Source organism: Nocardia miyunensis NBRC 108239, assembly GCF_001613065.1.
In the GTDB taxonomy this organism is placed as follows: domain Bacteria; phylum Actinomycetota; class Actinomycetes; order Mycobacteriales; family Mycobacteriaceae; genus Nocardia; species Nocardia miyunensis.
This window is the reverse complement of record NZ_BDBQ01000049.1, coordinates 1-11,405: the sequence shown is the minus strand read 5'-3', so window position 1 is coordinate 11,405 and position 11,405 is coordinate 1. Positions and strand designations below refer to the sequence as shown.

The following is an 11,405-nucleotide window of genomic DNA, read 5'->3' as shown; positions in this document are numbered from 1 at the left end:
CGGTAGGCAGTGGACCTATCGGTGCTTGCGTGACCAGGGCGGTGGTGTTGCGCCCACGGTAGGCACGTTGATAGCCTGACTAGCGCCGGTGCGGCCGATTTCCCGTCTTCCGCATCAGCAATTTGGTTACGTGATGAGGCTGGTGGAGTGGTGTCCTCCAGCCCTTCACAACTATAACTGATTATAGCTACTCTGCAAGTCCGGAGTCGCGTTTCTCCAGTTCATCCCTGCGAATCTTGTAGATCATCGGCTCAGACAATTCCGCGGTCTCAGCGATCCTTACCCGAGGGATCTTTGCCTCCACGGCCTTCAGGATCAGGGCATCGCGCTTGTCCTTCAGGGCCTTCTGCTGACGAACCACATCCGCGATCTCGTCCAGGATCTTCTGCTGCCCCTGCGGTAAACCCATGCACGGAGGTTACAGCCCCGGCAGCCGCGACCGCGCCCTCCGCATATGCGTCCGCTCGTACGACTCCATCGTGTCCGCTGAGATCCGGATCCGCTTCCCGATCCGCATATGCGCGATCTCCCCGCGCGATGCCATCCGCTGCACCTCCCTCGGCGTGATCCGCCACGCCGCAGCCACTTCGGCCGGAGTCATCCACTTCGCCACCGCCGCAGTCAATTTCCGCTCCTGACCATCTTGTCCGCCTCCTCCGCGAACAACACCGAGACCGGGACATCCACGGCCTCAGCAAGTTTCGTCGCCAACGGTGACGCGCAGCTGTCCCGGCGGCCGTGCAGCAAATGATCGATGAAGCTGTTATGGCATTGCGCGGCCGTCGCTAGCTCGCGGGTCGAGAGACCGGATTGGTGCATCAATGCTCGGAGGGTCTCCGGTGAGCGCAGCCTCATCGACCCTGCCTCCCCTCACGCGTTCCGTTGTGTCCGATGACCTTCCGCTATTAAAGGGCATCTTTCCGTGGAATTTATCCCGTTCCGAGTGGAAAGGTCAACTGCTGGTACAGGATCGGCAAACTGTCGGTAGGCAGTTTATAACCGTTGATAATCCGGCTAGTGTGACGGATAGCAGGTAGGTGCCGATACGTGGCGCAAAACCGGATGGTAGGCACCTACCAGCAGCATTAGAACGGAGCGGTTGTTGAAGCTCGATGAGTTAATCCGCACGACAAAAGGCGGACGCTCCTATGTGGCGCTCGCCCGTGATACAGGCGGCAAGCTAGGAGCAGCCCGCTGGCAACAGATCGCAACGAAACCGTTATTGGCGTTCCCCGACCCTGCGTCTATCGCCGCGATCGCCCAGGCGTTACATGTGCCCCAACGCACCGTCCTTCTCGCAGTCGCCGAATCGCTGGGCCTGGAAGTGGAGACCCGTCCGACCCTCGTGGACCTCATCCCCGACCGCGCCCGCGACCTACCCCCGCAATGCGTTGCGGCCGTACTCTCCACCGTGGACGCCATGCTCACGCTGCAGGGGCCCGTCAATGAGTAAGAGTGACAGCCGGATACAGAAAGAGCGCGCATATCCGTCCGGACGAAAAACCCCTACGCCACTTGGTCTGCAAGTCGATTCACAGTCCAGCCTTGTCGACCTCATCCCCGAACGTGCCCAAGCCCTCCCGTCTCACTGTGTCGCCGCGTTGGTGAACGTCGTCGACGCCATGATCATCACGTAGGCCGCCCCGTGAGTCACATTCAGAAGAAGACCCGCACAGCGCAATCCGGCAAGAAGACCACCCGCTACGTGGTTAGGTACATCGGTCCAGACGGCGAGGAACACTCCAAATCGTTCCGCAAACTCGGATCGGTGAACGAGCCGGGAACCGCAGAATACTTTCGCAACCAGCAAGATTCAGCGATACGCGAGCGGCGATGGGTCAACCCCAACGACTCCACCACACTCAGCGAATTCGCCGAACGCTGGACAGCTAAACGAGTAGGTGTCGCGGACGGCACGATGTGGGGCTACAACGCCCTGGTGAACGTCGATATCAAGGACAGCTGGCTCGGAGACACGAAACTGCTGGACCTGACGAAAGAGATGCTCGAGAGCTGGGTTCACGACCTGGTGAACGATCGGGAATGGGCAGACGGCCCCCTGGCCGTCTCCACCGCCAGCACCCGCCGGAACATGCTCGCCACCATCCTCACTGCCGCAGTGGACGCGAGCCTGATTCCGAAGAATCCGATGAAAGGCGTCAAACCACCCATGCGTGAGGTGGAAGTCGCGCCCGTGGATCCCGACGCCCTCCCCACAGACGAAGACCTCTGGCGTCTCTACGATGTCGCCTCGAACGACTCCTACAACATCCTGCGCGAAGTCATCATCGTCGCGGCCGGCACCGGTATGCGGCGCGGTGAGCTGATGGGCTTGCGGGTGAAGAACATTCGTGACGGGGAGATCCATGTCACCGAGCAGATGATCATGGGCGCGTCGGTGCGGAAGTTCGGGCCGTTGAAGACGAAGAAGGCTCGGCGCCGGATACCGATCGGGACTGAGGTGCAGGCGGCCATTGATCGGCACCTGAAGGCGTTCCCGGTGCAGTCGACGAGCGAGACATTATTTCGTGACCCGTCTGGATTGGCTTGGCGGCGTTCGACTTTCGGGTGGAGATGGGACCGGATACGCACGGCGGGGGGTCTGCCGAATCTTCGGTTCCACGAGTTGCGCCACTACTACGCCAGTCTGCTGATCTATGGGGGCGAGGACGTGCGCGTGGTGATGGAGCGGATGGGGCACGCGAGTGCGGAAGAGACCTTGACGCGCTACGCGCGCCTGTGGCCGGGCAATGCTGCCAAGACGAATACGATCGTGGATGAGGGTCTGAAACGGAAGGCGCGCAAGGCCGCTGCGAAGGAGTGACCGAGCTGTCACGGGACAGTCACGGGACAAATGGGGGTTGAGTGGCAGGTCAGGATATATTCGACCCTGAATCCGGCTTATAGACCGACTCGTCCCCTTTCCTGCCACACGGAAGTGCTTGGGGCTCACCGGGGCTGGTGCGGGTCGTCGTTCCGTGAACCGTCGCCTCGTCCCACCGCGACAGCTCAGGCCGGACGCTTCGGGTTCCAGCTCTTGTTGACGAACTCGAGTCGGTTCCCATCGAAGTCGGTGACGTTCGCGGCGTAGTAACCGGGGCCGAAGTGCGGCCGCGGGCCCGCCCCGCCGTCGTCCCGCCCGCCGGCGGCCAGCGCGGCGGCATAGGCGGCGTCGACTTCGGCCGGGCTGTCGGCGACGAGACCGAGATAGAGCCCGGTCTCACCCGGTCGGCGCTGACGCAGCCAGATGCTGGCGCCGGCGATCTCGCCCGACCCATAGGATCGATCACCGAGCCCGAACAGATCGGGGACGTTCGCCGGGCCCGTGCTCGAGTCGTAGGCACCGAGTTCTTTCCATCCGAGCGGTTGCAGCGCAGCGACATAGAAGGCGCGTGACCGGTCGATGTCACTCACCGAGATGTAGACGTGGTCGATCATTTCGAGGTCCTCTCGGCTTCGGGTGCGCTCACGGTAAGCGATCTCGCGCGGTCAGCGGCAGGACCGTGCCGAACGCCGGAGACCCCGAGGGTCTCCGGCGTCGTCGGGCTGCCGGGGCTCAGGGGGCCATGGGGATGTCGAGGTTGGCCGGTTCGGTGAGGGTGATCGTGCTGTTGGGCACGGATTCCCCGGCGTAGAGGGGATCCTCGGCGGCGAGGATGAGGGTGAGTCTGTGCTCCTTCTGGATCCGGTAGTCGGTGGCTTGCAGGCGCAGTTCGATCGGGGTGGGGTGCGCCGGGTCGGGGTTGTTGATGGTCAGCGCGGCGTGCGTGATGATCTGCATATTGCCCGTGGGGCTCGAGTCGAAGAGGTAGGCGACGACGGTGGCGGCGTTGGCCGACGGCGTCACGGTCAGGTGGACCCGTGGGATGCCGGTGATGTGGTGAGGTTCCGGAAATGGACCGGTTGCCCACACCGCGGCCGTGGATCGGTCGACGTCGGCCAGTTTCTGGCGCACGGGTATCAGGAGCCGTTCCCGGAAGCCGTCGATGATCAGTTGGTTCACGGCGCGCACGCGCGGATCGCCTGTCCTGATCGTCTGCCGGAAGTTCTTCGGCGGTTCGGGAACCAGTGTGCCGTCGGGGGATTCACCGTTGGGTGCGGCGAGGTGGAAGGTGCGCGCCGGTGCGGCCCAGGACGCCAGGTCGGGGAAGCTGGTCATGGTGAAGTTGTGCATGGTCTCGGCATGTACGGCGCCGTCGGCGTCGATGCCGTTGTCCACGCCGCACACGAAGTGGTCGAGCCAGTCGTAGGCGGCCTCGGTGGTGCGGGTGGGTATGCCGAACAGCACTCCCGGGATCTCCACCGAGCCGTGATCGCCGATCGCCAGGTCCAGGCGCTTGGGTCCGGGGAGTTCGGCGAAGTAGTTCAGCAGCTGGTTCTGGGGGAAGATGGTTTCGTGCCAGTAGCTGGTGAGGAAGGTGGGTACCGGGCGGCGCTCGATGGCCGGGATGTGTGCCGGGGATCGTAGTTCCGCGTATTTCAGTACCCCGTCGATGTTGCTGTTGGCGCGGAAGTCCTGGAGAACCTTCTCCAGTTCGGCACTGGGGTGCTCGCTGATGGCGCCCAGTGCTTCCGCGGCCATGATGTGGCGGGTGCGGTTGTCGTAGAGCGCTTGCCCCAGGTCCGCCCAGGTACTCAGGGCGACAACGGCTTTGACCCGCTGGTCGGCCTGGGCGACCAGTTGGCTGATGCCCGAGCCGTAGGAGATCCCGGCCATGCCGATCCGGTCCGGGTCCGCGCCGAGGTCCGGGTTCGCCAGCGCCCAGTCGATCACCCGCCTGGCGTCCTTGACGTCTTCGGGCCCGGCCACGGTCAGCTCGCCGTCGGAACCGGGCAAGCCGCGTTCGGTGTAGGCGACCACGGCATAGCGGCGCATGAGCAGCCTGACGATCGCCCCGGAGTACATCTTCCAGCCTGTCGGATCCAGACCGGCGGGCAGCACGATCAGCGGATGCGGGCCACCGGTGGACGGCCAGGCGGCCAGGGCATCGAGTAGAACGCCTTCGTCACCGGGTATCTGCACCTGTTGGAACCGGGCTCCGGTGCGGACGGCGGCGATGTCCTCGGCCAGATAGGCGGGAACTCTGGTGGTGTCACCAGTGAGCAGATCATTCGCCACCGCGAGCGCGTCGGCTTCCTGATCGGGAGAAAGCAGGCGGAACTGATCCGGGCGAGCTGTGGACATGAACTTCCCCTTTCGATCCTGGTATCCCGTTGCGGCAGAACTGATTCACGACGAAAGGTAGAAATCGCGGGGGGACCAGACCCCACACCCCCGCTGATCGACCATGATACATGGCAACTATCCAGCAAACATGTCGAATCGGTCGCGAAGGAACCTCTCCCCGGGGAAGGGTGCGGTCAGAGTCGGCTCGCCACGAAACCCGCCGCGGCCGGAGTCATGCCGTTGACGCTGTAGAGCGCGTGTAACGCATTGGGCTGGCCGGGGAATGGGGAGCCGTCGCACACCGTGTCGCCGGGGACGCAGTATTCGGCGGTCTTCCCGGCATAGAGCGGGCCGACGACGATGGGCGGCGCGCCCACGTCCCGCATGAATCGGTCCGAGGGCTTGCCGAACAACACGACCGCCGCGATGTGCCCGGCGATCTCGGGCGGCATCGGCGCGGGCATGTTCGACTCGTATCGGGCGAACTGGGACGGTATGCCCGCGGGCAGGCTCGCCATCGTGGCGAAACCGGAGACGACCGCACCTTGCGAATAGCCGCCGAGCACGATCCGCGTCCGTGGGCAATTCGCGGCCGTCGACTCCATGTGCCCCTGCGCATTTCGGATACCGTCCACAACCGTCCGCACGAAGGCCGGCCGATCGCTGAAGTTGCTGCTCGCCGGATAGTCGACCGGGTAGGCGGCGATCGACCGCCCCGGGACCCGGGCGCGCAGCGCGGCGATGAACGAGACTCCGACCGCGCCGAAATCCGGTGGGAGGTCGGCGGTGCCCCTGGCGAAGACCACCTCGACGTCGGGGCACGCCACCGCGGACGCTTGCCGTGCGGGCATGGCCACCGAGACGGCGGCCGCGAGTGTCGCGGCGCACATGAAACGAACCAACCACCGTGGCCCCATTTCGGAAGGGTACATCAGCGTGCCGACGGTGAACGACCTCGTCGGCTTCCGCTGCGGCCTGGGTGGCCGCAGACTGGTCTGGTGGCCATCGGCGTGAATCGAGCGTTGCTGTTCCTGGACGTCGACGGAACGGTGCTTCCCTACGGTGCGGCCGATTCGACTGCGGTACAGGTGGATTGGTCAGCGTGGCAGCGACCGGACAACCCTGCGCTGTCTCGGGTCAGCCGCATCCTCGGGGAGCGAATATTGGCGTTGGGGTGTGAATTGATCTGGGCTACCGGGTGGGCCGAGGATGCGAATCTGGTCATCTCGCCGATTCTCGGACTGCCGCGGTTGCCGGTGGTGACCTTGCCGGAATATCCCGAAGGAGACTATTACGATGACGGGTTGCATTGGAAGACAAGGACTTTGGTAGAGCTGGCCGCCGGTCGTCCGTTCATCTGGATCGATGACGAGATCAGGCACCACGACGAAATATGGGTTCGCGGTAATCATCCCGGCCGGGCGCTGCTCCATCGGGTCGACGGCGCGGCCGGGCTGCTGGATGCCGACTTCGCCGCCATCGCCGAATGGCTTCGGGGCGTCAGGGGATCGGGATGAGGCTCAGGATCGGGCCGAAGCCCCAGTCGAGCATGTGCCGGGCGTCGGCCTCGGCCGCGGCGTCGCTGGTGGGGGAGCTGTGCAGGACGACGCCGATGAGGGGTTGGCCCGCACGGACGGTTTCGAACAGCAGGCAGGTGCCCGCGGCGTCGGTGGAGCCGGTCTTGATGCCGACGGTGCCGGGGTAGTCGCGCAGCAGCGGATTCGTTGTGCGCCAGACGTGGTCGCGGTTGGCGGGACCGGCGGGCTGGTGGTAGGTCTGCGTTTTGACGATGTCGCGGAATACCGGCTGGGACATGGCGCGCAGGCCGAGCTTCACCAGGTCCGCCGGGGTGGAATAGGTGGAGTAGCCGGTGGGTGCGGGCAGGCCGCTGGGGTCGGTGAAATGGGTGTTCGCCAGGCCCAGGCGCGCCGCGGTGGCGTTCATCTCGGCGATGAAGGCGGCCTGGCCCGGGCCGTACGACTCGGCCAGGGCGTAGGCGGCATCGCAGCCGGAGGGGAGCATCATGGCGTACAGCAATTGTCTGGCAGTGAGCACCTCGCCGGGGACCAGGCCCGCGGTGCTGCCGTCGTACTTGCGGTCGTAGGCGATGATCGCCCGCGGCACGGTGACGGCCCGGTCCAGGTCGCCTGCCTCGAGGACGACCAGCGCGGTCATCACCTTGGTGATGCTGCCCATCGGGGCCCGGGTGTTCGGCTGCCGCGACCAGCGCACCGCGCCGGTGTTCCCGTCGGCGAGTTCGGCGAACGGGGCTCGCACACCGTCCGGCTCGGCGGAAAGGGTGGGCACCCGGGTGTGCGAGACATTCCCGGCGGGGGCGGCCACGGCGGGGCCGGGCGTCACGAGGAGCAATCCGGAGGCGGCGGCAAGCATCACGCGGGCAAATGATCGCATCGCCATATTCTGCCGTTCGATACGGCCGGTGAGCGGGATTTCCCGGACGTGGCTTCCGGTGGCGTATTCGCGTTCGGCGAGCACGTCCGGCAGTGTGTTGCCACAAGGCTTTTCGGTGTGACTGGATGCGACAGCACGCTCGATGCGCCCGCACATCATGCTCGCAAGCGCGCCGTGCCGGTGCCATGATCGATGCAGGGCCCGGTTTTCCGTGTGCCGGGCGATTCGCGTGGCGGTGCGATATGGATATCTTGGGCATCTTCGGCTTCGTGGTGGGGGCGGGAGTGGTGCTGACCGGGATCGCGTTCGGTGCGAGTCTGCGGGTGGTCGAGCAGTTCGAGCGGGGGGTGGTGTTCCGGTTCGGGCGGGTGCGTGAGGTGCGCGAGCCCGGGTTGCGGGTGCTGATTCCGATGGTCGATCGGATGCGCAAGGTGCCAGTGCAGATCGTCACCATGCCGGTGCCGGGGCAGGAGGGCATCACCCGCGACAACGTCACCGTCCGGGTGGACGCGGTGGTGTATTTCCGGGTGATGGATCCGGTGCAGGCCGTGGTGGACGTGCAGGACTACCTGTTCGCCATCGCGCAGGTGGCGCAGACCTCGCTGCGGTCGATCATCGGCAAGAGCGATCTGGACGATCTACTGTCCAACCGGGAGCACCTCAATCGAGGTCTCGAGCTCATGATCGACAGCCCGGCGCTGTCCTGGGGCGTGCACATCGATCGGGTGGAGATCAAGGATGTCGCCCTGCCCGAATCGATGAAACGCTCGATGTCCCGTCAGGCCGAGGCCGAACGCGAACGCCGGGCCCGCGTCATCACCGCGGAAGGCGAACTGCAGGCGTCGCAGAAGCTGGCCGACGCGGGCCGGACGATGGCGGCCGCCCCCGCGGCGTTACAACTGCGACTGCTGCAGACGGTGGTAGAGGTTGCGGCGGAGAAGAATTCGACGCTGGTGCTGCCCTTCCCGGTCGAGCTGCTGCGTTTCCTGGAACGTTCGACGCCGGGGCAGGAAACCGCGGAGTCCGAGGCCGCCGAGCCGCAACCGGCCGCGGCGCAGGACGATGCGGCCGACCGGGATTCTCCGGCCCTGGAATCACGGTCCGCCGCCGAGTCCGTCGAGATACCGCAACCTCGTTTGGGAAATAAATCCGAATCTTCTTGACGCGGCGTCTCTCCGGGTGTCACTATTGAAAGGGGAAAGGCACACGGATTGTGGTGTCTGTATGTTTCTGCCCTCGACATCTCGTCGATTCGGGTGTAATTTTGGACTTCGCGCCGGGGCGCATACTGTCCAGCTCTCGAAAGTGAATTAACTGCGGAAAGTGGCGCTGTCTGCGTGTCGCTTTCCGCCTGTTGGTGTCGAGTCAGGTTAGGTCGGTATCCGGCACGGTGCGCCATGAGGAATGCAACCCACAGGACGGCTACTACCGCGACGCTCGCGTGCAGGCGTGTCGTCGCGAGGTGCTGGAAGGACGTATCTTGGCAGTCTCGAGTCAGACCGAGGTCGATACCGCAGGGCCGGCTGCCCGCATTCCGGGTGCGCCCGAGCGGGTTTCGTTCGCCAAACTCCGTGAACCCCTGGCGATTCCGGATCTGCTGGCCGTTCAGACCGAGTCGTTCGACTGGCTGATCGGTGGGCGGTCGTGGCGGGAACGGGCCGGCGCCGCGGGTGATCCGGTCCTGGGCGGCCTGGAGGAGGCGCTCGAGGAGCTCAGCCCGATCGAGGACTTCGCCGCGACGATGTCGCTGTCCCTGTCCGATCCCCGTTTCGAGGACGTCAAAGCCTCGGTCGAGGAATGTAAAGACAAGGATCTGACCTACTCGGCCCCGTTGTTCGTCACCGCGGAGTTCATCAACAACAACACCGGTGAGATCAAGTCCCAAACGGTTTTCATGGGTGATTTCCCGATGATGACCGATCGCGGCACTTTCGTCGTCAACGGAACCGAGCGGGTGATCGTCTCGCAGCTGGTGCGTTCGCCCGGTGTGTACTTCGACGAGTCCGTCGACAAGACCACCGAGAAGACGCTGCACAGTGCCCGCGTCATCCCGAGCCGCGGCGCGTGGCTGGAATTCGATATCGACAAACGCGACACCATCGGGGTGCGCATCGACCGCAAACGCCGTCAACCGGTGACGGTGCTGCTCAAGGCGCTCGGCTGGAGCGCCGAGCGGATCACCGAGCGTTTCGGCTTCTCCGAGATCATGATGACCTCGCTGGAGAAGGACAATACGGCGGGCACCGACGAGGCGCTGCTGGACATCCACCGCAAGCTGCGCCCGGGTGAGCCGCCCACGAAGGAGTCCGCGCAGGTCCTGCTGGAGAATCTGTTCTTCAAAGACAAGCGGTACGACCTGGCTCGCGTCGGCCGGCACAAGATCACCAGGAAACTCGGCATCCAGCCGGCCGATCCCGCCGATCGGGTGCTCACCGAGCAGGACATCGCCGCGATCATCGAATATCTGCTGCGTCTGCACGCGGGCGATAGGGCGATGACCGCGCCCGGTGGGGAGGAGGTGCCGATCGAGGTCGACGATATCGACCATTTCGGCAATCGGCGGTTGCGGACCATCGGTGAGCTGATCCAGAACCAGGTGCGCCTCGGTCTGTCCCGGATGGAACGCGTGGTGCGCGAGCGCATGACCACACAGGACGTCGAGGCGATAACCCCGCAGACGCTGATGAACATCCGTCCGGTCGTGGCTGCGATCCGGGAGTTCTTCGGCACCTCGCAGTCCTCGACGTTCCTGGACGAGCGCAATCCGCTCGCCAGCCTGACCCAGAAACGTCGCCTGTCGGCGTTGGGTCCGGGCGGTCTGACCCGCGAACGTGCCGGTCTCGAGGTTCGCGACGTGCACTACAGCCACTACGGCCGGATGTGCCCGATCGAGACGCCCGAGGGCCCGAATATCGGTCTGATCGGCTATCTGTCGGTGTACGCGCGGGTCAATCCGTTCGGGTTCATCGAGACGCCGTATCGCAGGGTCGTCGACGGCAGGGTGACCGAGCAGATCGATTACCTGTCCGCCGATCAGGAGGACAGGCATATCGTCGCGCAGGCGAACGAGCCGCTCGATGCCGACGGCCGTTTCATTTCGTCGCGAGTCGCGGTGCGCCGCAAGGATTCCGAGGTCGAGCTGGTGGATCCGGTGTTGGCCGACTATATGGATGTCTCACCGCGCCAGATGGTGTCGGTCGCCACGGCGATGATCCCGTTCCTCGAGCACGACGACGCGAACCGCGCGCTGATGGGCGCGAATATGCAGAAACAGGCTGTGCCGCTGATTCGTTCGGAGGCGCCGCTGGTCGGCACCGGTATGGAGCTGCGTGCGGCGATCGATGCCGGCGATGTCGTGGTGAACGAGAAACCCGGTGTGGTGGAAGAGGTTTCGGCCGATTTCGTCACCGTCATGCACGACGACGGCACCCGGCGTTCGTATCGGATGCACAAGTTCAGCCGGACGAATCAGGGCACCTGCGCGAATCAGCGTCCGATCGTGGACGAGGATCAGCGGGTGGAGCAGGGCCAGGTGCTCGCCGACGGGCCCAGTACCGAGAACGGTGAGATGGCGCTCGGTAAGAACCTGCTGGTCGCGGTGATGCCTTGGGAGGGTTACAACTACGAGGACGCGATCATTCTCTCGCAGCGCCTCGTGGAAGAGGACGTCCTGACCTCGATCCACATCGAGGAGCACGAAGTCGATGCTCGCGACACCAAGCTCGGTGCCGAGGAGATCACCCGCGATATCCCGAATATCTCGGAGGAGGTTCTGGCCGATCTGGATGAGCGTGGCATCGTGCGTATCGGTGCGGAGGTTCGTGAT

At 64.7% G+C, this 11,405-nt stretch carries 12 protein-coding genes; 5 read left to right on the top strand and 7 right to left on the bottom strand.

Features of this window, described 5'->3' with window-relative positions; translation table 11 throughout:
• Positions 1 to 187 precede the first annotated feature (187 nt).
• The 3 genes from NM2_RS21490 to NM2_RS53015 all read right to left on the bottom strand — a co-directional run bounded on the left by NM2_RS21490 (position 188) and on the right by NM2_RS53015 (position 855).
• Positions 188 to 409 carry a hypothetical protein gene (locus NM2_RS21490; RefSeq protein ID WP_067671678.1) on the bottom strand — a complete coding sequence of 74 codons (222 nt, stop codon included), beginning with the start codon at positions 407 to 409 and terminating at the stop codon, positions 188 to 190.
• A 9-nt stretch (positions 410 to 418) separates the two neighbouring features.
• Positions 419 to 544, bottom strand: a complete 126-nt coding sequence (locus NM2_RS53020) for a hypothetical protein (protein ID WP_369690328.1) — start codon at positions 542 to 544, stop codon at positions 419 to 421.
• Positions 545 to 621: 77 nt separating this feature from the next.
• Positions 622 to 855 (bottom strand): helix-turn-helix domain-containing protein, encoded by a 234-nt coding sequence (locus NM2_RS53015; RefSeq protein WP_067671672.1) that lies wholly within the window; start codon positions 853 to 855, stop codon positions 622 to 624.
• 247 nt (positions 856 to 1,102) lie between these two features.
• Here NM2_RS53015 and NM2_RS21475 point away from each other — a divergent pair, with 247 nt between their 5' ends.
• Both NM2_RS21475 and NM2_RS21470 read left to right on the top strand, forming a co-directional pair.
• Positions 1,103 to 1,453 (top strand): hypothetical protein, encoded by a 351-nt coding sequence (locus tag NM2_RS21475; RefSeq protein WP_157121217.1) that lies wholly within the window; start codon positions 1,103 to 1,105, stop codon positions 1,451 to 1,453.
• Positions 1,454 to 1,645: 192 nt separating this feature from the next.
• Positions 1,646 to 2,824 (top strand): tyrosine-type recombinase/integrase, encoded by a 1,179-nt coding sequence (locus NM2_RS21470; protein ID WP_067671666.1) that lies wholly within the window; start codon positions 1,646 to 1,648, stop codon positions 2,822 to 2,824.
• A gap of 185 nt (positions 2,825 to 3,009) precedes the next feature.
• Here NM2_RS21470 and NM2_RS21465 read toward each other — a convergent pair whose 3' ends face one another.
• From NM2_RS21465 to NM2_RS21455, 3 genes are all read right to left on the bottom strand, one after another.
• On the bottom strand, positions 3,010 to 3,438 hold the full coding sequence (locus tag NM2_RS21465; protein ID WP_067671663.1) for a VOC family protein: 429 nt from the start codon (positions 3,436 to 3,438) through the stop codon (positions 3,010 to 3,012).
• A gap of 118 nt (positions 3,439 to 3,556) precedes the next feature.
• The gene (locus NM2_RS21460; protein WP_067671660.1) at positions 3,557 to 5,185 is read right to left on the bottom strand and encodes a CocE/NonD family hydrolase; all 1,629 of its coding nucleotides are present in this window, start codon (positions 5,183 to 5,185) and stop codon (positions 3,557 to 3,559) included.
• Positions 5,186 to 5,361: 176 nt separating this feature from the next.
• Positions 5,362 to 6,084, bottom strand: coding sequence for a cutinase family protein (locus NM2_RS21455; protein WP_067671657.1), 723 nt, complete (start codon positions 6,082 to 6,084; stop codon positions 5,362 to 5,364).
• An 81-nt stretch (positions 6,085 to 6,165) separates the two neighbouring features.
• On the opposite strand from NM2_RS21455, the gene NM2_RS21450 reads away from it, so the two are divergent.
• A complete protein-coding gene (locus NM2_RS21450) occupies positions 6,166 to 6,684 on the top strand; it encodes an HAD domain-containing protein (protein ID WP_169816215.1) in 519 nt (172 codons plus the stop codon).
• Here the strand turns inward: NM2_RS21450 and NM2_RS21445 are convergent.
• On the bottom strand, positions 6,668 to 7,663 hold the full coding sequence (locus tag NM2_RS21445) for a D-alanyl-D-alanine carboxypeptidase family protein (protein WP_245718148.1): 996 nt from the start codon (positions 7,661 to 7,663) through the stop codon (positions 6,668 to 6,670). The two genes, NM2_RS21450 and NM2_RS21445, sit on opposite strands and share 17 nt — an antisense overlap.
• 158 nt (positions 7,664 to 7,821) lie before the next feature.
• Between NM2_RS21445 and NM2_RS21440 the strand changes: the two genes are divergently transcribed.
• Positions 7,822 to 8,742, top strand: a complete 921-nt coding sequence (locus tag NM2_RS21440) for a slipin family protein (RefSeq protein WP_067671654.1) — start codon at positions 7,822 to 7,824, stop codon at positions 8,740 to 8,742.
• Between the two features lie 299 nt (positions 8,743 to 9,041).
• Positions 9,042 to 11,405: DNA-directed RNA polymerase subunit beta (gene rpoB / locus NM2_RS21435; protein WP_067671865.1), on the top strand; the 2,364-nt coding region annotated here is incomplete at its 3' end.

Excerpts from the sequence above, each read along its gene's own strand:
- NM2_RS21490 (WP_067671678.1), bottom strand. The coding sequence starts at position 409 with ATGGGTTTACCGCAGGGGCAGCAGAAGATCCTGGACGAGATCGCGGAT.
- NM2_RS53020 (WP_369690328.1), bottom strand. The coding sequence starts at position 544 with ATGGCATCGCGCGGGGAGATCGCGCATATGCGGATCGGGAAGCGGATC.
- NM2_RS53015 (WP_067671672.1), bottom strand. The coding sequence starts at position 855 with ATGAGGCTGCGCTCACCGGAGACCCTCCGAGCATTGATGCACCAATCC.
- NM2_RS21465 (WP_067671663.1), bottom strand. The coding sequence starts at position 3,438 with ATGATCGACCACGTCTACATCTCGGTGAGTGACATCGACCGGTCACGC.
- NM2_RS21460 (WP_067671660.1), bottom strand. The coding sequence starts at position 5,185 with ATGTCCACAGCTCGCCCGGATCAGTTCCGCCTGCTTTCTCCCGATCAG.
- NM2_RS21455 (WP_067671657.1), bottom strand. The coding sequence starts at position 6,084 with ATGGGGCCACGGTGGTTGGTTCGTTTCATGTGCGCCGCGACACTCGCG.
- NM2_RS21440 (WP_067671654.1), top strand. The coding sequence starts at position 7,822 with ATGGATATCTTGGGCATCTTCGGCTTCGTGGTGGGGGCGGGAGTGGTG.